The 23,910-nt window shown below is 44.8% G+C and carries 23 protein-coding genes; 16 read left to right on the forward strand and 7 right to left on the reverse strand.

Annotation, left to right across the window (positions count from 1 at the left end; genetic code table 11):
- The first annotated feature begins 49 nt into the window (after window positions 1-49).
- The 13 genes from FKN16_RS12980 (at window position 50) to FKN16_RS13040 (ending at window position 10,452) form a co-directional block, all read left to right on the forward strand.
- On the forward strand, window positions 50-1,072 hold the full coding sequence (locus FKN16_RS12980; RefSeq protein ID WP_346341427.1) for a chemotaxis protein CheW: 1,023 nt from the start codon (window positions 50-52) through the stop codon (window positions 1,070-1,072).
- 35 nt (window positions 1,073-1,107) lie between these two features.
- The gene (locus FKN16_RS12985) at window positions 1,108-1,602 is read left to right on the forward strand and encodes a chemotaxis protein CheW (protein ID WP_005380507.1); all 495 of its coding nucleotides are present in this window, start codon (window positions 1,108-1,110) and stop codon (window positions 1,600-1,602) included.
- 14 nt (window positions 1,603-1,616) lie between these two features.
- On the forward strand, window positions 1,617-2,111 hold the full coding sequence (locus tag FKN16_RS12990; protein ID WP_170903017.1) for a DUF2802 domain-containing protein: 495 nt from the start codon (window positions 1,617-1,619) through the stop codon (window positions 2,109-2,111).
- Between the two features lie 286 nt (window positions 2,112-2,397).
- Complete coding sequence (ccmA, locus tag FKN16_RS12995; RefSeq protein ID WP_012841536.1) at window positions 2,398-3,015, forward strand: cytochrome c biogenesis heme-transporting ATPase CcmA; 618 nt, start codon at window positions 2,398-2,400, stop codon at window positions 3,013-3,015.
- A 1-nt stretch (window position 3,016) separates the two neighbouring features.
- A complete protein-coding gene (gene ccmB, locus FKN16_RS13000) occupies window positions 3,017-3,685 on the forward strand; it encodes a heme exporter protein CcmB (protein WP_006741714.1) in 669 nt (222 codons plus the stop codon).
- Window positions 3,686-3,794: 109 nt separating this feature from the next.
- The gene (locus tag FKN16_RS13005; protein ID WP_170902875.1) at window positions 3,795-4,538 is read left to right on the forward strand and encodes a heme ABC transporter permease; all 744 of its coding nucleotides are present in this window, start codon (window positions 3,795-3,797) and stop codon (window positions 4,536-4,538) included.
- 11 nt (window positions 4,539-4,549) lie between these two features.
- Window positions 4,550-4,756 (forward strand): heme exporter protein CcmD, encoded by a 207-nt coding sequence (ccmD, locus tag FKN16_RS13010; RefSeq protein ID WP_170902876.1) that lies wholly within the window; start codon window positions 4,550-4,552, stop codon window positions 4,754-4,756.
- Window positions 4,753-5,238 (forward strand): cytochrome c maturation protein CcmE, encoded by a 486-nt coding sequence (ccmE, locus tag FKN16_RS13015; protein ID WP_005380516.1) that lies wholly within the window; start codon window positions 4,753-4,755, stop codon window positions 5,236-5,238. Before ccmD ends, ccmE begins: the two co-directional genes overlap by 4 nt.
- Window positions 5,235-7,211 (forward strand): heme lyase CcmF/NrfE family subunit, encoded by a 1,977-nt coding sequence (locus tag FKN16_RS13020; protein WP_170902877.1) that lies wholly within the window; start codon window positions 5,235-5,237, stop codon window positions 7,209-7,211. Before ccmE ends, FKN16_RS13020 begins: the two co-directional genes overlap by 4 nt.
- 1 nt (window position 7,212) lies before the next feature.
- On the forward strand, window positions 7,213-7,767 hold the full coding sequence (locus FKN16_RS13025; protein WP_170902878.1) for a DsbE family thiol:disulfide interchange protein: 555 nt from the start codon (window positions 7,213-7,215) through the stop codon (window positions 7,765-7,767).
- Window positions 7,764-8,249, forward strand: a complete 486-nt coding sequence (locus FKN16_RS13030) for a cytochrome c-type biogenesis protein (RefSeq protein WP_114323329.1) — start codon at window positions 7,764-7,766, stop codon at window positions 8,247-8,249. Before FKN16_RS13025 ends, FKN16_RS13030 begins: the two co-directional genes overlap by 4 nt.
- Window positions 8,249-9,463 carry a c-type cytochrome biogenesis protein CcmI gene (gene ccmI, locus FKN16_RS13035; protein WP_170902879.1) on the forward strand — a complete coding sequence of 405 codons (1,215 nt, stop codon included), beginning with the start codon at window positions 8,249-8,251 and terminating at the stop codon, window positions 9,461-9,463. Before FKN16_RS13030 ends, ccmI begins: the two co-directional genes overlap by 1 nt.
- 215 nt (window positions 9,464-9,678) lie before the next feature.
- Window positions 9,679-10,452 carry an MlaA family lipoprotein gene (locus FKN16_RS13040; protein ID WP_005394290.1) on the forward strand — a complete coding sequence of 258 codons (774 nt, stop codon included), beginning with the start codon at window positions 9,679-9,681 and terminating at the stop codon, window positions 10,450-10,452.
- 73 nt (window positions 10,453-10,525) lie between these two features.
- On the opposite strand, the gene FKN16_RS13045 is transcribed toward FKN16_RS13040, so the two are convergent.
- The 4 genes from FKN16_RS13045 to FKN16_RS13060 form a co-directional block, all read right to left on the reverse strand.
- Window positions 10,526-11,851 (reverse strand): outer membrane protein transport protein, encoded by a 1,326-nt coding sequence (locus tag FKN16_RS13045; protein WP_170902880.1) that lies wholly within the window; start codon window positions 11,849-11,851, stop codon window positions 10,526-10,528.
- Window positions 11,852-12,160: 309 nt separating this feature from the next.
- Window positions 12,161-13,420, reverse strand: coding sequence for an outer membrane protein transport protein (locus tag FKN16_RS13050; protein ID WP_047010320.1), 1,260 nt, complete (start codon window positions 13,418-13,420; stop codon window positions 12,161-12,163).
- A gap of 297 nt (window positions 13,421-13,717) precedes the next feature.
- Complete coding sequence (locus FKN16_RS13055) at window positions 13,718-14,449, reverse strand: DUF3379 domain-containing protein (protein WP_170902881.1); 732 nt, start codon at window positions 14,447-14,449, stop codon at window positions 13,718-13,720.
- Window positions 14,442-15,017: a sigma-70 family RNA polymerase sigma factor gene (locus FKN16_RS13060; protein WP_029836529.1), complete on the reverse strand. Its 576-nt coding sequence runs from the start codon at window positions 15,015-15,017 to the stop codon at window positions 14,442-14,444. The genes FKN16_RS13055 and FKN16_RS13060 overlap by 8 nt, the downstream gene beginning before the upstream one ends.
- A 718-nt stretch (window positions 15,018-15,735) precedes the next feature.
- Here FKN16_RS13060 and fadI point away from each other — a divergent pair.
- Together fadI and fadJ are read left to right on the forward strand one after the other, a co-directional pair.
- Complete coding sequence (gene fadI, locus FKN16_RS13065) at window positions 15,736-17,043, forward strand: acetyl-CoA C-acyltransferase FadI (RefSeq protein ID WP_005394284.1); 1,308 nt, start codon at window positions 15,736-15,738, stop codon at window positions 17,041-17,043.
- A complete protein-coding gene (gene fadJ / locus FKN16_RS13070) occupies window positions 17,043-19,154 on the forward strand; it encodes a fatty acid oxidation complex subunit alpha FadJ (RefSeq protein ID WP_170902882.1) in 2,112 nt (703 codons plus the stop codon). The genes fadI and fadJ overlap by 1 nt, the downstream gene beginning before the upstream one ends.
- 62 nt (window positions 19,155-19,216) lie before the next feature.
- On the opposite strand, the gene FKN16_RS13075 is transcribed toward fadJ, so the two are convergent.
- Together FKN16_RS13075 and FKN16_RS13080 are read right to left on the reverse strand one after the other, a co-directional pair.
- Window positions 19,217-19,471 (reverse strand): hypothetical protein, encoded by a 255-nt coding sequence (locus FKN16_RS13075; RefSeq protein WP_005397900.1) that lies wholly within the window; start codon window positions 19,469-19,471, stop codon window positions 19,217-19,219.
- Window positions 19,472-19,639: 168 nt separating this feature from the next.
- Window positions 19,640-22,417 (reverse strand): insulinase family protein, encoded by a 2,778-nt coding sequence (locus FKN16_RS13080; protein ID WP_170902883.1) that lies wholly within the window; start codon window positions 22,415-22,417, stop codon window positions 19,640-19,642.
- A 375-nt stretch (window positions 22,418-22,792) separates the two neighbouring features.
- On the opposite strand from FKN16_RS13080, the gene sixA reads away from it, so the two are divergent.
- On the forward strand, window positions 22,793-23,257 hold the full coding sequence (sixA, locus tag FKN16_RS13085; protein ID WP_005397904.1) for a phosphohistidine phosphatase SixA: 465 nt from the start codon (window positions 22,793-22,795) through the stop codon (window positions 23,255-23,257).
- 97 nt (window positions 23,258-23,354) lie between these two features.
- Here sixA and smrB read toward each other — a convergent pair whose 3' ends face one another.
- Window positions 23,355-23,885: an endonuclease SmrB gene (gene smrB, locus FKN16_RS13090; RefSeq protein ID WP_170902884.1), complete on the reverse strand. Its 531-nt coding sequence runs from the start codon at window positions 23,883-23,885 to the stop codon at window positions 23,355-23,357.
- Window positions 23,886-23,910: the final 25 nt, after the last annotated feature.

Genomic DNA, 23,910 nt, shown 5'->3' on the forward strand with positions numbered 1-23,910 from the left:
GGGTGAGAGCACAATGATTGGTGAAGAGTAGGTGTGGCTGCGACATGAGATATCAACGGCATGGAGAGAGCGAGGGCAAGCGGCCGAGAGAGCGGCAGAGCCAGAGCAAGAGCCAGAGCCAGAGCCAGAGCCAGAGCCAGAGCCAGAGCCAGAGCCAGAGCCAGAGCCAGAGCCAGAGCCAGAGCCAGAGCCAGAGCCAGAGCCAGAATTGCAGTTTCAATACTCGGAGCCGGAAACTTACCAGTGTCAAGAAGCGTACCCGCCAGAATTGGAAGCCCCAAATCTGGAAGATGTGCAAAGGTTATTAAGTCAGCTTGAAGCAAGCAACCCTGTAGCCGAGTTAGATATTGATAGTATTCTTGAACAAAATACGATTGATATTGCAGCAGAAATAAAAGCGGCTGAGCCAGACGTACAAACCGTTAGTGAGGCGCCCGAGTTACAAACAGTTGAAGAGATACAAGACTGGGTGATTGATGCGCCAGTTTTTGAGGAAACTCAGCCAGAACTGGTTGAACCTCAATCGGTGATTGAGCATGATGTCAATATAGAATCGAACGTTGATACCGAGCTCGAGACACAAACAGGTTCCGAAATACCAACTGACTGGGAAAGCACGAAGCGAAGTGAAGATTTTCAAGTGCTTTACTTTGATGTGAATGATGTCACGTTTGCCGTACCGCTTGATGAGTTAGGTGGTATTCATCGCATCAGCGAGCTTAACCATTTGATAGGAAAGCCCGCCTGGTATTTGGGGCTACAAACAAATCGTGAGCAACAGTTTGATGTCGTCGATACCGCGAAGTGGGTGATGGCAGATAAGCTTCGCGATGACAGTTACAAAGATAATTACCAATACGTTGTCATGCTTGGAGAGAGCATGTGGGGGCTGGCCAGTAACCAACTAATGGGGACGGAAACGCTCAATATCGACAAGGTTCGCTGGCGTGAACAGGCGGGTAAGCGCCCTTGGCTAGCGGGCATGGTAAAAGAAAAAATGTGCGCCTTAATTCATGTCCAGGCGCTCATTGACATGCTAAACGCCGGTTTAGATGTCAAATCACTGAATTAGATTTAAGTCGGGAACGACATTAACGAGGATTAACTATGTCTCAAGCTTTTGAAGTAGAAGTGAAGAAAGATGCATCGAATGACGAAGTTCTTCAGTGGGTGACGTTCCAGCTAGAAGAAGAAACGTACGGCATCAACGTAATGCAAGTTCGTGAAGTACTTCGTTATACTGAAATTGCACCCGTTCCAGGTGCGCCAGATTATGTTCTGGGTATCATCAACCTGCGTGGTAACGTGGTTACTGTTATCGACACGCGTTCGCGTTTCGGCCTGATGGAAGGCGAAGTTACAGATAATACTCGTATTATTGTGATCGAGTCTGAGCGTCAAGTGATTGGTATTTTGGTAGATAGTGTGGCAGAAGTGGTTTACCTACGTTCTTCTGAAATTGACACGACGCCTTCTGTCGGTACTGATGAAAGCGCGAAGTTCATCCAAGGTGTGAGCAACCGTGACGGCAAACTTCTTATCCTTGTGGATTTGAACAAGCTCCTAACGGATGACGAATGGGACGAGATGGCTCACCTATAATGGGCTGAATAATGATGGCTGAAGAGACTCTTTTATCTGTTCCATTCCTTGCGGGTGGCGTCGCTTTTATCGTGTTGGTGTTGGTTGTTTTGCAACTGCGCATTCGCTCGGGGTTGCAAAAGCAAGTAGACCAGCAACGAGCACAGTCTCGACATGTAGATAAAGAAGTACAAAAGTTGAGTAGGCAGTTACTCGAAGTGCGTTCGGTTGTCGTTGGTCTTGGACAAAAAGTAACGGAACAACAAGACATTATTCAGCACCTAAACGAGAGAATTCGTGAACTCGAGCACGCTGATACTGATGGTCGCTTGTACAGTCGAGCTTCTAAAATGGTACAGCTTGGTGCAGATATCAATGAGCTCATTGAAGAGTGTGAACTGCCAAAAGCTGAAGCGGAATTGATGCTTTCACTACAGAAAAAACTGGCGGGAAAAGAGAAAATTCCACCACTAAGCGGTCAGCCATCAGATGATGCAGAATACCCGGCGCGTGGACGTCGTCGCCGTTAAAGGTTTTAAAACGATAAAAAGAGGCGATAAGCCTCTTTTTTTGTATTCGGTTACTAATTATCTTTTTGCAATACAGCCCTAGATTACCTTAAGCTATTTTCATTCTTAGCACTCGCTCCCCAAGTTAAAATGAAAGCTTATAACTACTTATAGTTAATTTTATTAAAGTGTGACGATTAATTAACAAAAATACATGAACTTACATACATCCCAGCCCTCTTATCCTGTTTTGTCATAACTAAGCTGTGCTAATATAGCGCTTCGTTCATTTTTTAGTTGAAGCTCTATGTTAGAAGTATCTAACCTGACAGCGATCCGTGATGAGAGGGTCCTGTTTGAAAACCTGCAGTTTGAAATAAAGCCTGGTGAATTGGTCCAGATAGAAGGGCGCAATGGTACTGGCAAAACTACGTTACTACGTATTGTGACAGGTTTAGGTGATAGAGAAGAAGGCATCATTAAGTGGAAAGGAGAAGAGGTTGAAAAATCTCGTGATGTTTTCCATCAAGATCTGCTGTTCTTAGGGCATCAAACTGGAGTGAAACGAGAGCTTACCGCACTAGAAAACTTACGTTTTTACCAATCTATTCAAAATAACCGCTCTTCTGACGAAGAAATCTTCACTGCTTTAACTCAAGTTGGTTTAGCCGGTCGAGAAGATGTGCCTGTAGCACAGCTTTCCGCAGGTCAGCAACGACGAGTGGCACTAGCAAGGTTATGGCTCAGTAAGCAAATTTTATGGATTTTAGATGAACCGTTGACCGCCATCGATAAGCAAGGCGTCAAAGTGCTTGAATCTTTGTTCGCAAGTCACGCTGATAATGGTGGTATTGTCGTGTTGACGACGCATCAAGATATGTTTTCGGACAGCCCGAAACTTAGAAAAATAAAGTTGGGTGATTGATATGATTCCATCTATGACCACCATCATTCGCCGCGAGCTATTGATAGCATTTCGCCGTCAGGCAGACATTCTGAACCCGCTTTGGTTCTTTATTATTGTTATTACTCTTTTTCCTCTTAGTATCGGGCCTGAACCAAATTTGTTAGCACGTATTGCAGCGGGCATTGTTTGGGTTGCCGCATTGCTATCCGCCTTATTATCATTAGAGCGTCTATTTCGTGATGATTTTCAAGACGGTGCATTGGAACAAATGATGCTAATGCCGATTCCATTGCAACTTGTAGTGGTTTCAAAGGTCATAGCACATTGGTTGTTAACAGGGTTACCTCTGATCCTAATTAGCCCATTATTGGCGGTTTTACTTTCGCTCGATTTCAATACTTGGCTATCTGTTGTACTAACCTTGATGATCGGTACACCGACACTAAGTTTTATTGGAGCTATTGGTGTGGCTTTGACGGTTGGGTTGCAAAAGGGTGGCGTTCTTTTGAGTTTGCTTATTCTTCCGCTCTACATCCCAATTTTGATTTTCGCAACATCAGCAATTGATGCCGCCGCGCTTGGTATGGCGTATAACGGTCAACTAGCAATTTTAGGTGCGATGCTAATGGGAGCGATGACGTTAACGCCTTTTGCCATTAGTGCCGCATTGAGAGTTAGTGTTAACTAACTCAATAAAGTGCCAATGAAGCGGCGCTTGATCAAAGAATTATTATTAAAGCACTGCTACGGTCTCAACCTTTTAGACAGTGTCCCTGAAGTAAGAGTGAGAACAAAACATGTGGAAATGGCTACATCCTTATGCCAAGCCAGAAACCGCTTACCGTTTGAGTGGTAAGTTTCTGCCTTGGTTTTCTGTATTGGCCCTCGTATGCTTATCGGTTGGTACGGTTTGGGGGCTTGCATTTGCGCCTTCAGATTACCAACAAGGTGACAGTTTCCGAATCATCTACATTCATGTCCCATCAGCTATTTGGTCTATGGGCGTTTATATGTCGATGGCGATTGCGGCATTTATTGGCTTAGTATGGCAAGTGCGTCTATCTGATATGGCGGCGCTTGCGATGGCGCCGATTGGTGCGGTATTTACCTTCATTGCTCTACTTACTGGTGCCATTTGGGGTAAGCCAATGTGGGGCACTTGGTGGGTATGGGACGCCCGTCTTACTTCAGAATTGATTCTTCTATTTCTCTACCTTGGTGTTATTGCGCTTTATCACGCGTTTGACGATCAGAAAACAGCCGCAAAAGCGGCGGGTATTTTAGCGATCGTAGGCGTCGTGAACCTACCTATCATTCACTTTTCCGTAGAATGGTGGAACACGCTTCACCAAGGCGCGACGATCACGAAATTTGAACAACCTTCTATTTCATCCGACATGCTTTGGCCGTTATTGCTAAACATCTTTGGCTTTGCGTTCTTCTTTGGTGCAGTGACGATGGTACGTTTTCGTAACGAAATCATCAGCAAAGAAAGTCACCGCCCTTGGGTGCGCAAACTCTCAACAGAACAAACTCAGTGAGGTAATTGATTATGCATTTTGAATCTCTGAGCGACTTTTTTACCATGGGTGGCTACGCATCATACGTATGGAGTGCGTTTGGTATTACTTTCTTATCCATGCTGATTCTTCTGATCACTAGCCTTCGCCGCGGTGATGCATTATTGAAAGAAGTGAAAGCAAAAATTGACCGTCAAGCTCGTATCGACGCAGCGAAGAACATGGAGAACACCTTATGAACCCGAGACGTAAAAAGAGGCTAGGTATCGTACTAGCGATCTTTATCGGTATTAGTGCCACCATTGGTTTGATACTTTATGCGCTTAACCAAAATATGGACCTTTTCTACACTCCAACGGAATTGGTTAATGGTAAGCCAGATGGCACCAAACCAGAAGTAGGCCAGCGTCTACGTATCGGTGGTATGGTGGTTGTGGGCTCGGTTCGTCGAGATCCTAATTCTTTGAAAGTGAGTTTTGACCTGCACGATGTCGGTCCTAAAGTGACGATTACTTATGACGGTATTCTTCCTGACTTGTTCCGTGAAGGGCAGGGTATTGTGGCTCAAGGTGTACTGAAAGATGCCACGACAGTTGAGGCATTTGAGGTCCTAGCGAAGCACGATGAAGAATACATGCCACCAGAAATTGCGGAAGCGATGAAGAAAACGCATGAACCGCTTCAATACAGCACCGAACAGAAACAAGGAAGCGGCCAATGATTGCTGAAATCGGTCACTTTGCTCTCATTCTTTCGCTTGCAATGGCAGTGCTGCTGAGCGTATTGCCATTGTGGGGAGCATCGAATAATAACACCATGCTCATGAACACAGCGCGACCGCTATCTTGGTCTATGTTCCTAATGCTGTTGTTCTCTTTCGCCATTTTATGTTGGGGATTTTATACCAACGACTTCACGTTACAGTATGTAGCGAGCAACTCGAATAGTCAGCTTCCTTGGTACTACCGTTTAACCGCAGTATGGGGTGCACACGAAGGTTCACTGTTGCTATGGGTGTTAATCCAAGCTGCTTGGACTGTCGCTGTAGCGACATTCAGTCGTGGTATGCCGCAAGAGTCGGTTGCACGTGTACTTGCCGTAATGGGCATGATCTCAGTGGGTTTCCTACTGTTTATCATCCTAACGTCAAACCCATTCCTACGTACGTTACCGTTCTTCCCGGTTGACGGACGTGATTTGAACCCTCTGCTTCAAGACCCTGGTTTGATTGTTCATCCGCCAATGCTTTACATGGGCTACGTTGGTTTCTCGGTTGCCTTCTCCTTTGCGATCGCATCCCTAATGACCGGACGCCTTGATACGGCTTGGGCCCGTTGGTCTCGTCCTTGGACAACCGCTGCATGGGTATTTTTAACACTCGGTATCGCACTAGGCTCTTGGTGGGCTTACTACGAACTTGGCTGGGGTGGCTGGTGGTTCTGGGATCCAGTAGAAAACGCATCATTCATGCCTTGGTTAGCGGGTACCGCATTAATGCACTCTCTTGCCGTGACAGAAAAACGCGGCACATTTAAGGCGTGGACGGTACTATTGGCAATCTCTGCATTTTCGTTGAGTTTGTTGGGCACATTCTTAGTCCGTTCCGGTATTTTAGTATCGGTGCACGCGTTCGCGTCTGACCCGTCGCGCGGTATGTTTATTCTAGGCTTCCTTGTTTTCGTTATCGGCGGCTCTTTATTGCTGTTTGCCGTAAAAGGGGCAGCAGTACGTGTACGTGGTAACTTCGACTTAGTCTCTCGTGAAAACGCGCTCCTAGCCAATAACGTATTACTTATCGCAGCACTTGTTGTGGTGTTAGTCGGGACATTATTGCCGCTCGTGCATAAGCAGCTTGGTTTGGGGTCGGTTTCTATCGGTGCGCCATTCTTCGACATGCTGTTTGCGTGGTTGATGATGCCATTTGCTTTCCTACTTGGTATTGGTCCACTTATCCGTTGGAAGCGAGACAATTTATCTAAACTTGTGAAACCAATGCTCGTTTCAGGTGTGCTTGCTTTTGCTTTGGCCGCGGTATGCATATACCTGTTTGCCGACTTCTTCTCAACTATGGCTTACATTGGCTGGGTAATGGCGATTTGGATTATTGCAATGCATGGCTTTGAACTATATGAGCGTGCAACGCACCGTCATAGCTTTAGTGAAGGCGTTCGCAAGCTGCAGCGTAGCCATTGGGCGATGATGTTGGGTCATGTTGGTCTGGCGGTATCTGTTATCGGTATTGCGATGGTACAGAACTACAGCATCGAGCGTGATGTACGTTTAGCACCTGGCGAACACTTCCAAATTCAAGGTTATGATTTCTACTTCTCAGGCCTGCGTGATAAAGATGGTCCAAACTACGATGGCTACATCGCGGATTTTGAAATTACACATGATGGCAAATACGTGAATACGCTTCACGCTGAGAAGCGCTTCTACCGTACGGCTAAGTCTATGATGACCGAAGCTGCCATTGACCGTGGAATTAGTCGTGACTTATACATTGCAATGGGTGAACGTTTAGACGACAACCGATCTTGGGCTGTTCGTATTTACTATAAACCGTTCGTTCGTTGGATTTGGGCTGGTTCTTTGATTATGGCGTTAGGCGGTGCATTAGCGATTTCAGATAAGCGTTATCGCTTCCGTAAATCTTCAAAGAAAAACGCGAAGTCAAAAGAGCAGGAGGCATAACATGAATAAGAAAATCTTATTTATTCCGCTCGTCGCTTTCATGATTTTGGCGGGCATTTTCGCAACCCAGTTAATGCGCAACCAAGAGGGCGATGATCCAACGAAATTGGAGTCGGTTTTGGTTGGTAAGCCAGTTCCTGAGTTTCACTTAGAAGACTTAGCTGAACCTGGAAAACAATACGACCAGTCAATTTTTAAAGGTGAGCCGTTGCTCTTGAACGTTTGGGCAACGTGGTGTCCAACATGTTATGCAGAGCATAAATACCTAAACGAATTGGCGGGTAAGGGCGTTAAGATCATCGGTATGAATTACAAAGATGATCGTAACAAAGCGGTAGTCTGGTTGAATGATCTCGGCAACCCGTACTTAATTAGCCTATTTGATGGTAGTGGTATGCTTGGTCTTGACCTTGGCGTTTATGGTGCACCAGAAACATTCATTATTGATGCAAATGGTGTAATTCGTTATCGCCATGTGGGGGATGTAAACCCACGTAATTGGCCACAAACACTGGAGCCGCTTTACAACAAATTGGTTGAGGAGGCGAAGCAATGAGAAAGCTGATCCTTGCAGTTTTTGCTGCCATGACATTATCTCTTGCTGCTCACGCTGCCATTGAAGTGTACGAGTTCGATAACTTGGAACAAGAACAGCAGTTCAAAGAGTTAAGCCATACGCTCCGTTGCCCTAAATGTCAGAACAACACGATTTCGGATTCTAACGCTGAACTTGCTCAAGACTTACGCCATAAGGTGTACGAAATGACCAAAGAAGGTAAGTCCAAAGATGAGATTGTTGATTACATGATCGCCCGTTACGGTAACTTCGTGACTTACAACCCGCCATTTACGGTTGCTACTGCGATCTTGTGGCTAGGGCCACTCGCTGTGGTATTGGGTGGTTTTGGTTTGATTGTGCTGCGTAGCCGTAAATCTAGAGTTAAGGCAAAAGCAAGCAGTGACGAGCAATGGGATGAGCAAAAAGAAGCTCGTTTAAAAGCATTGCTTGAAGAAGAGAACAACGGAGATAAGAAGTAATGACACTATTTTGGATTTCCACCGTTGTTCTTACGCTGATTGCTTGTGCGCTGGTGGCTTTGCCGCTGCTTAAACAAAAAGCGAACAATGATGATGTATTACGCGATGAGCTCAACAAGGCATTTTATAAAGACCGTCTATCTGAGCTTGCAGAAGAAACCGATGAAGGGCTGGTTGAAAGCGAAGACGAACTGATTTCTGATCTAAAGCAGTCTCTCCTTGACGATATTCCTGGTGATAAAGCGCAAAAAGAAACCAAGGTTTCACCAATCGCGGTTTTAGTCCCATCGGTAATTCTGACGGTGGCGTTGAGCTATGGCTTGTATTACAAATTTGGCGCGTCAGACGATATTGTTCAATGGCAAGAAGTGTCTGCAAATCTACCTGAGTTATCGAAAAAGCTGATGTCGGCTTCTTCTGAGCCGTTGAGTGACGATGAAATGGCGGATTTGACCCTTGCCCTTCGAACTCGCTTACATTACCAGCCGGAAGACTCGACAGGTTGGTTACTGCTAGGTCGTATTGCGTTAGCAAATCGTGATGTCACGACTGCTATCGATGCGATGGAAAAGTCATATCGCCTAGAGCCCCAAGATCCTGATGTGATGTTGGGTTATGCACAAGCTCTGATGCTGTCTCAAGAGGAAATGGAGCAAGCGACGGCTCGCTCATTACTCGGCAAGCTGATGCAGCAAGACTATGTCGATCTGCGTGTGTTTTCTTTGTTAGCGTTCGATGCGTTTGAGCGTCAAGACTTTCCGGCAGCCATCAAGTACTGGGGAATCATGCAGCAAATGATTGGTCCAGAAGATAGCCGCTACGAGATGTTGTCACGCAGTATTGAGAGTGCTCGTAAGCAAATGGGCGAAGCGGTTTCACCGGATAAGAGTGTAGCTGTGACAATTAATGTGGCACCAAATGCTCAGCTGGATCCAAATGCAGTTCTCATTGTATCGGTACATCGTGCAGATGGCTCACCAATGCCTGTTGCTGCAGCTCGCTATCCGCTAGGTACTTTCCCTCGTACAGTCGTATTAGATGATGGTAATGCTATGATGCAGGGGCAAAAACTATCTTCACTCGACAAGTTAATCGTCCGTGTGCGTGTGGACTCTGACGGTAACGTAGCAACGCGTGACCAAGATTGGCACGGAGAGAGTGACGTCGTTGAATTTGGCACGCCGGTTGAAGTGACCATTGACCAGCAATATTAATCGTTAGCGTCTGTCTCTGAAATATGACAACGGGGTAGAGTCTGTTGCCTTTAGTGGTATGACTTTAAACGATCGAGTAGAATACCGAAGGCCAGCGACTGCTGGCCTTTATTTATTCCCATATCTGAGTCATCTTTACTACGTATACTGCTCAACATACGTACAACTGTTCATTGGGTGACTTAGGTACATTAATAGTCGTTATGGAAAATAAAATGTATAACAAGGGTAAATCTACCTTCTTGTTACTGCTTGCAGTTGGACTGGTTGGCTGTTCAAGTGCGCCTGATGAAGCAGTAACAGGACAAGAAACAAATCAAACGACTTCTGATGTGTATGACCCGTTGGAAGGCTTTAACCGAACCATGTGGGAAATCAACTACGAATATTTAGATCCGTATTTGGTTCGTCCTGTATCACTTGCGTATGTGGAATACACGCCAGTTCCTATTCGTTCCGGTATCGCTAACTTCTTGTCGAACTTAGATGAGCCAGCCAGCATGGTTAATAACTTAGTCATGGGTAACGGCACGAAAGCCGTGGACCACTTTAACCGTTTTTGGATTAACTCGACGTTTGGTATTTTCGGTTTATTCGATATTGCAAGTGCCGCGGGTATTACGAAATACGACGAGAAAGCGTTCAGTGATGCAGTAGGCCACTATGGTGTTGGAAATGGCCCTTACTTCATGATTCCAGGTTATGGCCCGTATACCTTACGTGAAGTGACAGATACCGTAGATAGTACGTATTTACCCCTCTCTTACCTCAACTTCTGGGCGAGTTTGGGTAAGTGGGCGTTTGAAGGCATGGAGAAGCGTGCTTTATTAGTACCGCAAGAAGCACAGTTAGACTCGTCGCCGGATCCATATATTCTTACTCGCGATGTTTATATTCAGCGTCAAAACTTTAAAGCAGAAGTTGAAACCGTTGAAGAAGTGAACATCGAAGAAGAAGAGTATTTAGACGAATACCTAGAAGACTTTTAAGCGCTGTTCTTTACAATATACAAATAAAAAAGGCTTAGCTGTTGCTAAGCCTTTTTGTATTTTTGCTGTTTGGTTAGAAACGGTAGTTTGCTTGAACACCGATTAGCCAAACATTACCCGTAGTTTCGCCTACGAATTGGCCGCCGACTTGTTCTGCAGCGTCGTCTGACTTGTAACCACGAGACTCAACGATTGGTGCGTCTTTCGCGAAAATATAGGTGAAGCCAGCGTCTAGGCTGAAGTCTTTCGTCCAATCGTACGTTGCGCCAATACTTAGCCACGTACGGTCAGTTTCTGGAATAGTGATCGTACGGTTTTTGTCGCTTACCGCTGAAGTATCGTATGCAATACCAGTACGTAGCGCTAGCTTAGGATCAAGCTGGTAAGTAGCACCAACAGCAAAGCGGTAGTTATCTTCCCAGTTTTCTACTTTAACCATATGCGTGCCAGCGGTATCTAGACGTGCTTCCAATTTCTCGAAAGAGCTCCAATCCGTCCAGTTAAAGCTTGCGTGTAACGCAAGTTGGTCTGTTACTTGGTGGAAGCTTGCCAACTCAGCCGTTGCAGGCAGGTTTAGGTACATGTAGCCGTTGTCACGTAGTTGTGAAAGCTTAGTACCGAAGCCAAAACCTAGACCTTCAGCATGGCCTTCAAGCTTCAGTTCAACTTCAGATTTGTACCCGAAGCCGATACGGTTATTTTCATTGATCTGCCATGCAGTACCAACTTGCCAGCCCCAAGCGGTATCGTCACCTTCCATGTATTTTAGAGCGGTACCTTGAGGAACACTGATAGGATCGCCAGTGACAGGGTGCTGTCCTACAACGTTATTCTTAGGTGCTGCTGCGCCAAAGCTGCCTTCGCCGATGATGTAACGGATACCACCACCAACGCTGATTGATTCATTGACTTTGTAAGCTGCGTTTAAGTTCGCTTCCATTGTCGTTACGCTTGCTTCGTTACCGAAGTGTGATGCACCAAAGCCTTTACCTAAATCGGTTTCCATGCCGTAGTTGGTGCCAAATGCCAAACCAATCGCGAATTTCTCATTGTATTGGTGTGATAGGTAGAAGTTTGGAATGATTGCATCATGTGCGAAATCATCTGAAGATGCAGAAGAAGTACTACCGTGGAAGTTTACATCACCTTCAATATCAATATTTGGGTTCACATAGATTGCACCAACGGACACTTGAGTGCCTTCCAAATAAGTTAGCATTGCTGGGTTACGCCATTGTGCACTTGCGTTGTCAGCCATTGCTGCTTCACCAGCATATGCTCGACCTAGGCCTGTTGCAGAATATTCAGCAAGTTGGAAACCTGCAGCGTTAGCCATGCCCGTTGTGCCAAGTAGGCTTAATGCCACTGCTGTTGATAGAAGAGTCTTGTTGGTTTTCATTCGAATGTTCGCTGATTTGTTTATAACGTGGGACGAAAGTTTAAAGGTAGAGTTTTTACTTTAGAAATGAAAATCCAGCACAAGCAGTCATTTGGAATGTTATGCTTTCAAGTGTTGTTTGGGTGGTTTAATAATCTAACTGTGAAGGGCTTGTAAATGGAATTCAGCGAACAGCTGTGCGTCCTAATTGTGAGATTTAGATACACGTGTTCACTCAAATTGAGTGAGCAATAAATTGTAGATATGAAAAAAGGCTGGAAATCCAGCCTTTTATATAAAGTATTTTTCTACTAACTAACAGCGAAGCGTTTAGAAGCTACGGCTGTATTGTAAGCCGAATAGAATTGCGTCAGCATGAGTTGTTGCTGTTACACCGGTAGAAAGACCAGGAGCTAATTGAGTATTCTCATTAACTTTTACATCTTCACCTAACAAGTATGTGAAGCCAAAATCGATGTTTGAGCTATTATCAATATGGTAAGAGAAACCTGTTGAGAACCACTGGCGATCTGAATCTGGTACCGAGATAGACGTTACTTTATCTTGAGCGCTTGTATCGTACATGTAACCAGCACGAAGTGTCCAGTTGTTGTTTAGGTAGTAAGTACCACCAATTGCGTAGTGCCAGCCATCTTGCCATTGATAGTCTTTCGAGTAACCACCTTTAAGTAAACCCTGATTTAGGTTCTCAAAATCAATTTGGTCGAAATCTTTCCAACCGATGTATTGGATGCTGTAGTGTACAGCAAACTTAGTGTCTTGGATTTTGTGGAAACCAGAAAACTCGGCCATATCTGGTAGAGGTAGCGTGATTTCCTGACCTTTGTCGTCTTTCGCCGTAAATTCAGGGCTGTAACGATACGCTAGACCAAAACGGTTGTTTTCATCTAGTTCGTACACAGTACCAACGTTGAAACCAACAGCCCAACCATCAGCTTTATCTACGTCCAGAATTTTTTGACCGCCAACCCCTGGGACTGAAGAGCTAGTTGTACGCTTCATTGTGCCTTGGCCGTAGATTAAATCTAAACCAGCACCAAAGCTCCATTGTTCGTTTAAACGGTAAGAACCCGCAAAGCCAAAGTTGAAGCTTTTTACATCCGTAAGACCACCGTACTCGGTTGCGGTGTAGTTATCTGAAAATTCAGTTTTAGTGCCGAAATTAGAGTATGCGTTTACGCCCCATGCAAACTTGTCATTTACTGGAACGATTAGGTGAATGTTTGGAGCTATTGACGTATCACCCACATCATCAGTGTCAGCAACATTTACAGTACTGGAACCCAAAGGAGTATTAACGTTATATTTCGCATCTTTCACTTCAATCATTGAAGTAATGCTTTCGAAACCTAGCGAAAGCTCCATTTTGTCAAATAGAGCCATTGCTGCTGGGTTACGAGCCATTACTGCGGCGTTATCTGCGATTACTGCATCACCAGCAAATGCACGGCCGATGCCAGTTGCTGATTGAGCGTTGATTTGGAAACCCGCTGCCATCGATTGACCTGAGGCAAAAGCTACCGTTACTGCTAGGAGAGTCTTTTTAAACAGACGCGTGTTCTGAGTCATTTGTTTTTCCTTATTAGATTCGTCTCTTTGGACGATAAATTGAGCTTTTGCTCAGTGGCGCAGATAGTAGTATCAATAGTTGCTTGGACAAATCCGACCATTGGATAAAATTGAATAAAAATTGCAGAAATGATATCTAAAAGACGGGAAATTGCACTTAAAATGCATAATTTAGAGTTTAAGCTCTAAATGCCATAGCAATGGTGAATGTTTTGTGTTCTATTTATACAGAAATGCCGCTAAATAAGACCATTTAGCGGCATTTAACCTTTTGAAGGCTGGAAATCGTCGAAGTTGTTACATCGGCTTAATCATTGATGCAAGAGTCGTAGCGATCGCATCAATATTTTCACCTTCTTCTCCGACTAAAATCAGGCTTGAACTCCCGACGGGCTGAACGATTCCGGTCATGCCATCCTTATTAAAGTCGGTACTTTGTTCGCTCGGAATACCAGTAATAAATAACGTTACTTTACCTTTTGGACCTTGGAATACCATATGCACCGCATTGGATTCACCAAAACCGCAGTGGTTTAGGTAGTAAACGTGATATGGAAAGCTTTCACTAAACTGGTAATGAAATGGCGACATTTTCGCATTAATTTGCGAGCTCGGTACATCCTCATCAAGATGACGAACAAAAGGTTCTTCATGAATAACGTGTTTCATCGCGGTATCTGCTAAACTGGCTTGTGCTGGAGACACCAAAACATTTCCCCAGTTTACTTGACCAACTAATAACCCTGCGGTGAACGCAATAGAAGCGGCAAGTGCCATTGCTTTGCGGACAAAGTTTGGTCTGACGACCTTCTCTTCATCAAGTGCACTCGACGTCTGGCTAAATAAAATCTTATCTGCGAGATCTTCGGGTACATCCACATTCATGGCTTGTTTAATTTTTACATCGAGATCCAAAACGTCATCAACAAACTTATTGTTGGCGTCGCTACCAGCTAAAGCTTGCAGAATCTCTTCATCCTTTTGTTTTGGATCCGACAAAATACGACGACGAAATTCTAAATCATCCATTCTTTTGTCCTCTCTTAGTATCTTGAGAATCCAACATCTCTTTGAGTTGATTACGAGCGCGAAATAATCGAGTCATCACTGTATTTTTATTTAAATCAAGAATGTCGCCAATTTCTTCTCCGCTGAAACCACCGACAACTTGGAGAAATAAAGGTTCGCGGTATTCAACATCGAGTTTCATGATCTGTGCTTGCAGCCATTCTTGCTGATGATGTGGGTCATCGCTGACTTTAGCATCATTGCCGTAATCATCGATATCAACTAAATCAAATTGTTTACGTTCGAAGCGGCGCGCATTTTCTCGTCTCAATATGGTGATGAGCCAAGACTTGGCTGCTTTTTCATCCTGGAGACTATCGAGTGACTTCCAGGCTCTAAGACAGGTTTCCTGAACTAGATCTTCCGCTATCGCTTTATCTTTGCACAACCAGTATGCGTAGCGATATAAGTCACGATGGTACCCTCGGACGAGCGCTTCGTATTTTCTTTGCTTGTCCATATCAGAGTTGACCGGACTGTTGGAATTTTTCTTTCCAAACATTTTTAATATGGCCACAGGAGCCTCCATCCTCGCTCTGTGAGTTTCTTATTTGTTCTGAGCATGACTTTACTTTTCAATAGCCTCGCGGTTTCGGTTGAGCGTGTGTCGTAGATAACCTCTGACACAATAAGCTATGTGGTTACTTAAAAGTGTATACGCAAATGCCAAATATCATCGAACATGAATTGGTAAAGATTGTTAACAATATCATCATTAGTAATCAATGGTTTGGATAAGTTCATTCGATGGGACATAAAAAGAGACTGCTAGCGGTGAATTTTTGAATCGGTTTGCATCGCTGAGCCTTTTAGATGTGCTTAAAGCTCGTAAAATCACTATAAAATTGATCTATTTCAAAATATCAAGCAGTGAAGGGGTTATAGTACATCTTGTCATCTCGTTAGTCATTGCGACTAACATGTTGAGCAAGATGACACTTCCTTTTGAAGGCTGACTTTACTTTCTCCTAATCAGGAAACTGATTAATTTTCAATTGGCGTAAGTTAATTGTTTTATAGATATTCCGACCACACAGTTATGTGTGGTTTTTTTTTGCTTCGATTTTACCTTCCGTATACCTCTTACCGTTTTAACTCTCTATAGTTAATCATTATTAATCGCATAAGAATCAAAGAAGTAGAGTAATTGATCTACTTGCTTCACGTTTATTTAAACGCATGTTTGATAAATTTAACAAATTCATTACAATGCATCAGGTCAGACCTCTTGTATTTAAGGAGAAACAATGGGCAAGCAGGAAGTAAAAACACGCAATGGTGAGCGTGTCGCTATTGTCGCGGGGCTTCGAACTCCCTTTGCTCGTCAAAGCACGGAATTTAGCCAAGTGCCAGCGGTCGATTTAGGGAAAATGGTAGTAAGCGAAATGCTTGCTCGAACAGATATTGATCCGAAGCTAATCGAACAAGTGGTATTTGGACAAGTAGTACAAATGCCTGAAGCGCCAAACATCGCACGAGAAATCGTGTTAGGCACTGGTATGAACATCCATACTGATGCTTACAGTGTGACTCGTGCGTGTGCAACGAGTTTTCAAGCGGCGGTCAATGTCGCAGAAAGCATCATGGCGGGAACCATCGATATCGGTATTGCTGGTGGTGCAGACTCTTCTTCCGTCCTGCCTATTGGCGTATCAAAGAAACTGGCTGCTAATCTGCTTGCTCTTAGTAAGACAAAAACAATGGGTCAGAAGCTTAGTATCCTCAAAAACTTGAGCTTTAAAGACCTGATGCCAGTGCCACCAGCAGTAGCCGAGTACTCTACGGGTTTATCCATGGGACAAACTGCGGAGCAAATGGCAAAGACGCATGGTATTTCTCGTGCAGAGCAGGATGCGCTTGCACATCGCTCTCATACGCTGGCTTCCCAAGCTTGGAAAGAAGGTAAGATCCAAGGTGAAGTGATGACGGCTTTTCCCGAACCATACAAAAAATGGATTTCGGAAGACAACAATGTCCGTCACGACTCAACCGTAGAAGGGTACGCGAAACTTCGACCTGCCTTTGATCGCCAGTATGGCAGTGTTACGGCAGCTAACAGTACGCCACTGACTGATGGTGGTGCGGCAGTGATGTTGATGCGCGAAGGTAAAGCGAAAGAGCTTGGCATGGAGATTCTTGGCTACATACGTGGTTACGCATTTTCAGCGATCGGTGTGGAAAAGGACATGCTGATGGGACCGACTTATGCCACAGCGAAAGTGCTAGAAAATACAGGCTTGGAGCTGTCTGATCTGACGTTGATCGACATGCACGAAGCGTTTGCTGCGCAAGCATTGGCGAATGTGAAGATGTTTGCTTCAGATAAGTTTGCTCAAGAAAATCTAGGTCGTTCGAAAGCGATCGGTGAAATTGACATGGATAAGTTCAACGTGCTTGGCGGATCAATTGCTTATGGTCACCCATTTGCTGCGACTGGTGCACGTATGATGACGCAAACCCTACGAGAGCTAAAACGCCGTGGCGGTGGTATTGCATTGAATACCGCATGTGCAGCTGGCGGTCTTGGTGCGGCAATGATTCTGGAGGTTGAGTAATGAGCGAGCAAAAAGCATTTAGTCTAAAGGTTGATGAGCAAAATATTGCTTGGTTAGCGATTGATGTTCCTAATGAAAAAATGAATACGCTGCAGGCGGCTTTTGCTGATGAAATGAAAGAAATCTTTGCTCAGCTAAAAGACGCCAGTGGCATCAAAGGGATGATCATTCATTCCCTAAAACCGGACAACTTCGTCGCGGGGGCCGATGTTCGCATGCTAGAAGCGTGCACGACCGCAAGTGAAGCAGAAGCATTAGCGAGGCAAGGTCAAGAGCTATTCCAGCAGCTATCGGACTTACCATATCCTGTGATTGCCGCTATTCACGGTCCATGTTTAGGCGGTGGCTTAGAGCTTGCTCTTGCATGTGATTATCGCGTTTGTACGGATTCAGATAAAACGCGTTTAGGCCTACCAGAAGTACAGCTTGGATTGCTGCCAGGTTCTGGCGGTACGCAGCGTCTGCCGCGTTTGATTGGCCTGTTACCGTCGTTGGACTTGATCCTGACGGGTAAACAACTTCGTGCGAAGAAAGCTAAAAAACTGGGCGTTGTGGACACCTGTGTCCCTGACACCATTTTGCTCGACGTAGCCAAACAGTTTATCGACAAAGGTAAAAACAAGGGTACGAAAAAGCTATCGACGAAAGAAAAAGTGATGTCGGGTAGCGGGTTAGGGCGCAAGTTTGTGTTTGAACAGGCAGCGAAGAAAACCAATCAGAAAACCCGTGGTAACTATCCTGCAACGGTCGCGATTTTAGACGTTATTCAGCATGGTTTAGAGAAAGGTTTCGCCCAAGGACAAGAGCTTGAAGCGAAACGCTTCGGTGAGCTTGTGATGAGCTCTGAATCAAAAGCGCTCCGTTCTATCTTCTTTGCGACAACTGAAATGAAGAAAGAAAATGGTACGGATGCGAAACCCGCGCCAGTTCATAAAGTTGGCGTGCTTGGCGGTGGCTTGATGGGCGCAGGAATCAGCCATGTGTCTGTTGCAAAAGCGAAGGTGCCTGTCCGCATCAAAGACGTCAGCAACGATGGCGTTCTAAACGCACTCAACTATAACTACAAGTTATTCGAGAAACAGCGTAAACGTCGCATTCTATCAAAAGCCGATCTGCAAGCGAAAATGTTGCAACTGTCTGGCGGTGTCGACTTTACCAGCTTTAATCATATTGATGTCGTAATTGAAGCCGTTTTTGAAGACTTAGATCTTAAACAAAAAATGGTGGCGGATATTGAAGTGAATGCCAAGCCGGAAACCATCTTTGCGACTAATACTTCTTCGTTACCAATCCACAAAATTGCAGAAAAAGCGGAGCGTCCAGAAAACGTAGTGGGTTTGCATTACTTCAGCCCGGTAGAAAAAATGCCGTTGGTGGAAGTGATTCCGCATGAAACGACATCAGATGAAACCATTTCAACAGTCGTTGCACTTGCTAAAAAGCAAGGTAAAACCCCGATCGTAGTGAAAGACAAAGCGGGCTTTTACGTGAACCGCATTCTTGCGCCATACATGAACGAAGCGGCGCATATTCTGCTGGCTAACGAACCGATCGAAAAGATTGATACGGCGTTGCTTGATTTTGGTTTCCCTGTCGGCCCGATTACCTTACTGGATGAAGTCGGTGTCGACATTGGCGCGAAGATCATGCCGATTCTAGTCAACGAGTTAGGTGAGCGATTCAAAGGCCCGGACGTGTTCGATATCTTATTGAATGACGGTCGCAAAGGACGTAAGAGCGGGAAAGGTTTCTACACTTACAAAGGTAAGAAGAAAGAAGTCGATAAATCTATCTACAAGCTGCTTAAGCTCGATCCTGAATCTAAGCTGAGCGATAACGATATTGCGTTGCGCTGTGTACTACCAATGCTGAATGAAGCGGTACGTTGTTTGGATGACGGCATCATTCGCTCGCCACGTGATGGTGATATTGGTGCAATATTTGGCATTGGTTTCCCTCCATTCTTGGGCGGTCCATTCCGTTATATGGATCAGTTTGGCATTAAAGAACTGGTTGAGAAAATGAATGAGTTTGCATCGAAGTATGGCGATCGTTACGCACCGTGTGATGGTTTGCTTACTCGAGCTGGAGAAGGAACCACATTCTATTAAACGTTGCTTCGGTAAAGAAAAAGGCTTGCCAGTGGCAAGCCTTTTTCATAAATAAGAAATAGTTACTTCTTCTTGTCTTTCTTATCTTTATTGTGGCCTTTACCTGGGTTGTCGTCCCCGTGAACGCTGCTGTTGCCTTTGTTGTCTTTATCTTTCCACTGTTTTGAAGAGCAATCATCTGATTTGATAGAAACATTGTCTCCGCTTAGGCGGACACAGTCGTTACTTAGCTCAAAGCCATCACCTTTCACCGAGATTTCAGCGTGTGCAGATGCCAGTGGCAGTAAAATAGCCGCAAGTAGTAGTGCTTTTTTCATGATTACCTCATTAATTTATTTTTAGTGTGGTAATTAGAGCATAAGCCGCAATGGCGTAATTTCAATTTTCTGCCAATTATGGTGTCGATTCCATTTATGAGACCCACAACCTCATTGGTTTGTAGGTATATACTTACTAATCGATAATTTTATTACTGCGCAATTAGATCATCCTAAGCCGCAATCTTTTGGCCTAAGTTGGAACTCTTCAATCGATCCAATTTCTTGCCCTAAGTGGATGCGCGGAGCGTCCGAATGCGATTGCCCTTGAGAGTGCATGACCAATCGGTTTGCCGTGCGAGGTTTCAACTCATTAACGACAAAGCGAATCATGTCTGCTCGGGTCAATTTCTTCAGTTCAGCAAGTACCTTGTCACGTTGGTTAAACTCGGTGTCTTTGTTTCCTATTGCAACCCAAAGACGCTGAGCACGACCTCGCAGTGTGGTGTCCGGCGTCGCTATTTGATTCCACAAGCCGCGCTTACTGCTATGCCATTGGTAATCGTTCAGTTCTAACAGCACCATATAAAAGGCATTTAAGAACTCATCGATTGACGTAACCAGCTCGGCAGGCGCTGCATTGGGTGACTGCACATAAAGCACAATACCCGGATGACGATTAAGTGGCATATTGCCAGTGCCCACCATGTAACCTAATTGCTGTTTTGTGCGGATCTCGTGGAAAAATGTTGCCGACATGAGATGGTTCGCCAATGAGTATAGAGCAATGCTACGAGGCTCAATATCCTCACACTGGTGGTAAATAACGACCGCCGAATCTTGCTGGTTGCAATGTACTTCACGTTGAAAACTGCCGTTTTTTCCCAGCATGATGAGTGGGCGGAGCGCCTCTTCATAACGCTGCTCTTTTACTCTTAGGGCATCCTTTAAGGTCGTCGCCATGTCATGCGCTTGTTGACGCTGCCAATCTCCGTAAACAAACATTTCAACGTGCAGCTCTGCAAGAATTGATTCTACGAATACTGAGAGTTCATCGACTTCGATTTCTTCTAGCGCTTCGACTAAGGTTGCGAAAGGCGGGTTATTGGGTTGAAGTAGCCCTGTAAGTGCGTTAAACAGCTGCGAAATAGGACGATCTTGTGAAGCATTTCTCCAGTTACGTAACAGTTGCTGCTTGATGGTTTCAAAGCGTGCAGGGCTGAAATCTCGAGAAGCAAAACGGTGCAGGATCATTTCCAACAATTGAGGCAGTTTTTGGCTGAACCCTGAGAGGGTTAAGGTAACCCCGCCTTGGTGAGCGTACATGTTGTAACCCATCCCTGCGATTTCAGCTTGATAGGTTTCTTTTGCTAGCGAGTCGAGGAACATCTCGACACATAGGCGAGTTTTGACAATGTTCTTCGGTGATGCAACAGCATGAGAGCTGTCGATAGCGACATATACAACGCCTTTTGGCACGCGAAATTCATCATCTTGTAAATGCCAAAGTCGGAAGCCTTCGAGATCTTCAATTAACTCTGGTAGTGAACCACCATTTTCGAACGGCATGGGATCGAGATCGTAGCAAATATAAGGGTTCTTTTCTGGTAAGACGAACTGCCAGCTTGGATCGATTTGTTGATAGAAGCGGCGTTGCTCATCACTAAAAGGCGTGACGGAATACGGAGTAAAGTACCATTCGGCAGTACGATTGTATTCCAGTCCTTTTGCAATCAGGGTTACGCGGACATTATCGATGGTTAAGTATTGCAGCAACGAACGCTGCAGTTGTTCATCATAGCCCGCCATTTTGTAGTCGCCATAAATGGTATCGTCTGGCTGATAATGCTGCATATTGATAACAAGATGGCTAACCAAATCCATTGGTCGAGATGGTTCCTGGAAACGAAACGCCGACTCAAGCACCGCTTGTTTTTCGAGATAGCGCCATTCATCTAGCCCGTCTTGTTTGATCATCGAGAGGTATTGAAAAACCGCTTGGATGATGTTGTCAACGTGGTTGAGACCCAGCGGGGTGAGTGTGCAGCTAACCGTAAAATCTCGATAGTTGCTACCACTAGCGCCGCCTCCTGCAGAAAGTGACGTAATCCAGCCTTCATTTTTTAGCTGGAGCATTAAGCTGCCTTCGCCTTCATAGCCGAGTAAATGCGCGAAGTAAGAGAGTGGTTTAACGCCGTAGTGCTTATCCATTCCCGGCATTGGGAAGGTGAGAATGAGTTTTCGAAATTCTTTGATTGGTTCAACTTGAACTAAAATTCCGGTACTTTCTTTGGTGCTAATGGGGACATCAATCGATTTTCCACGAAGGTGGTGGTTTGGGATATTGGCAAACATGGCTTCTACCCACGCTTGCTGAGCATCGAGCGACTGCGGCCCAAAGAGCGTCAACGTCATGAGATCGGCAGAGTATTGAGAGTGGTGAAACTCGACAATTTCGTCGCGGATGGATTTACCCTCTCGGTCACCTAATGTATCTAGGTTGCCGACTGAGAACTTAGAGAAAGGGTGATCTGGATTGATGACTTCTTTGTTGACTTGATACAGGCGGCGAGAATCGTCATTAAGTTTGAGTTTGTATTCGGAGTCGACAGCCTGGCGTTCTTTGTCTAAAGCTTCTTCGTTAAACAATGGTGCGGTAAAAAATTGGCTAAATCGATCTAAGGCATTTTCAAAGGCATTCGGAGTAACATCAAAAAAGAAACAAGTGTGCTCAGTACCCGTCCAAGCGTTATTTGTTCCTCCATGCTGGCTAATATAACTTTGAAACTCGCCCACTTTAGGGTATTTTTCCGTACCCAAAAAAAGCATATGTTCTAAATAGTGTGCCAGACCTTGGCGATCGTTTGGGTCGTCGAAGTGTCCAACGTTCACTGCTAGAGCAGCTGCTGACTGTTGAGCTGTCTCGGAATGAATCAGCAGTACACGCAGATCATTGCTCAAGGTAATGTAGCGGTATTGATTTGAATCGTTAGGACTTAGATGCACGATGCGTCTCCAGATTTCGCATTACAGTAATTATGAACCCCTAGCTAGGGGGCGCAAAGTTTGCGTTTCGACAAATACTGCTTGCCGTATTTTTGTTATTCGTAGACTTCTGCACAGGCCCATCGCGTTTGCGTATGGGGAAGAACTGTTTGAATGAATGCTCTGAACTCATAGCACAGTTAAATACTGTGATGAACTGAGTACATTCTTTTTAATAGATTGTTAAGAAAGTCGCTATCTTTAGCAAGCGAATTGGTATAATGAACAGATAATTATATCAGTATTTTTGTTTCGTCATTATTAAAGTTAGCCCCGTCTATCTAATAAAGATAGCAGTCAACCTTTTGGTAGCGTTAGCTATCCCTAGGAAATAACATGAAAATATTCATCATGCGTCACGGCGAAGCCGAGCATTTTGCAGATTCAGACGCAGCACGACAATTGACCCCAAGAGGCAGAGTCGAATCAGAAGCGGTTGCGAGAGCCTGTAAAGAACAAGGTTTTGCGCAATTCGATAAAGTGTTGGTGAGTCCGTACATTAGAGCTCAACAAACTTGGCAAGAGATCAGCGAGTATTTTGCTGCAAAAAGCATCGAAACTTGTGAAGATATTACACCTTACGGCCAATCTGAGCATGTATTTGATTTTGCAAGTGCATTGATTGAAGTGGAAAAACTAGACTCGCTTCTGCTTGTCTCTCACTTGCCTTTGGTTGGTTATCTCACTTCAGAGTTTGTAAAAGACATGGCACCACCGATGTTTCCTACATCAGGTCTAGTGTGTATTGAATACGATCTACAAACGCAAAACGGTGAAGTGCTGTGGCATATTACGCCATAAGCGTCGAAACCAAATAAGCATTTAAACATTAGATATAGAATGAAGAAAGGCAGGAAATTTCCTGCCTTTTTGTTTAATTGCTTCTACAGTGAGCTAGTTACTTTTCTGGAATCGAGAGCAAAACTAACAACGCACCATCACCGCCGAATTCTAGTGGCGCTTGGTGGAAAGCCATTACGTCTGGGTGTTGTGCTAACCAAAGTGGCGCTTTCTGTTTCAGGATGTGTTTACCAATGCCATGTTGCACACACGCACAGTGAATCTCGTTTTTGACGCAGTAGGCGATCATCGCACCAAGTTCGCGTTTAGCTTCTTGTTGTGTCATGCCGTGCATATCGAGGAATACGTCCGGTACATACACGCCGCGACGTAGACGTTTAACTTCATAAGTGGAGACGTCGTCACGTGCATAACGAGTTGGGCCATCTTCATTTAAGAGAGGGACAAACTCGTCGGAGAAGTAAAACTCAGAATCACGCGCTTCACGGTTGGAGCGCTTGATTTCTTTTTGCTTAGTATTTTTTTTTGGTTGCTGGATTATGGTATCCTGTCGCAACTTTTTTACGCCCTGTACTGCTTCCTGAAACAAGGCGAAATCGTCATCGTGTTCGGTGTCTTTTTTGCTCATTAGGTAAACAATTTCATTAATAAAC

The sequence above is a fragment of the Vibrio sp. 11-4(1) genome, assembly GCF_013048625.1.
Classification (GTDB): domain Bacteria; phylum Pseudomonadota; class Gammaproteobacteria; order Enterobacterales; family Vibrionaceae; genus Vibrio; species Vibrio diabolicus.

Bases quoted from the DNA above. Each gene is read 5' to 3' on its own strand.
- FKN16_RS12990 (WP_170903017.1), top strand. From the start codon at position 1,617: ATGGCTGAAGAGACTCTTTTATCTGTTCCATTCCTTGCGGGTGGCGTC.
- FKN16_RS13055 (WP_170902881.1), bottom strand. From the start codon at position 14,449: ATGGATGATTTAGAATTTCGTCGTCGTATTTTGTCGGATCCAAAACAA.
- FKN16_RS13025 (WP_170902878.1), top strand. From the start codon at position 7,213: ATGAATAAGAAAATCTTATTTATTCCGCTCGTCGCTTTCATGATTTTG.
- ccmB (WP_006741714.1), top strand. From the start codon at position 3,017: ATGATTCCATCTATGACCACCATCATTCGCCGCGAGCTATTGATAGCA.
- fadJ (WP_170902882.1), top strand. From the start codon at position 17,043: ATGAGCGAGCAAAAAGCATTTAGTCTAAAGGTTGATGAGCAAAATATT.
- FKN16_RS13050 (WP_047010320.1), bottom strand. From the start codon at position 13,420: ATGACTCAGAACACGCGTCTGTTTAAAAAGACTCTCCTAGCAGTAACG.
- FKN16_RS13045 (WP_170902880.1), bottom strand. From the start codon at position 11,851: ATGAAAACCAACAAGACTCTTCTATCAACAGCAGTGGCATTAAGCCTA.
- FKN16_RS13075 (WP_005397900.1), bottom strand. From the start codon at position 19,471: ATGAAAAAAGCACTACTACTTGCGGCTATTTTACTGCCACTGGCATCT.
- sixA (WP_005397904.1), top strand. From the start codon at position 22,793: ATGAAAATATTCATCATGCGTCACGGCGAAGCCGAGCATTTTGCAGAT.
- ccmI (WP_170902879.1), top strand. From the start codon at position 8,249: ATGACACTATTTTGGATTTCCACCGTTGTTCTTACGCTGATTGCTTGT.
- ccmE (WP_005380516.1), top strand. From the start codon at position 4,753: ATGAACCCGAGACGTAAAAAGAGGCTAGGTATCGTACTAGCGATCTTT.
- FKN16_RS13060 (WP_029836529.1), bottom strand. From the start codon at position 15,017: ATGGAGGCTCCTGTGGCCATATTAAAAATGTTTGGAAAGAAAAATTCC.
- FKN16_RS13040 (WP_005394290.1), top strand. From the start codon at position 9,679: ATGTATAACAAGGGTAAATCTACCTTCTTGTTACTGCTTGCAGTTGGA.
- FKN16_RS13030 (WP_114323329.1), top strand. From the start codon at position 7,764: ATGAGAAAGCTGATCCTTGCAGTTTTTGCTGCCATGACATTATCTCTT.
- FKN16_RS12985 (WP_005380507.1), top strand. From the start codon at position 1,108: ATGTCTCAAGCTTTTGAAGTAGAAGTGAAGAAAGATGCATCGAATGAC.
- smrB (WP_170902884.1), bottom strand. From the start codon at position 23,885: ATGAGCAAAAAAGACACCGAACACGATGACGATTTCGCCTTGTTTCAG.
- fadI (WP_005394284.1), top strand. From the start codon at position 15,736: ATGGGCAAGCAGGAAGTAAAAACACGCAATGGTGAGCGTGTCGCTATT.
- ccmD (WP_170902876.1), top strand. From the start codon at position 4,550: ATGCATTTTGAATCTCTGAGCGACTTTTTTACCATGGGTGGCTACGCA.
- FKN16_RS13005 (WP_170902875.1), top strand. From the start codon at position 3,795: ATGTGGAAATGGCTACATCCTTATGCCAAGCCAGAAACCGCTTACCGT.
- FKN16_RS13020 (WP_170902877.1), top strand. From the start codon at position 5,235: ATGATTGCTGAAATCGGTCACTTTGCTCTCATTCTTTCGCTTGCAATG.
- ccmA (WP_012841536.1), top strand. From the start codon at position 2,398: ATGTTAGAAGTATCTAACCTGACAGCGATCCGTGATGAGAGGGTCCTG.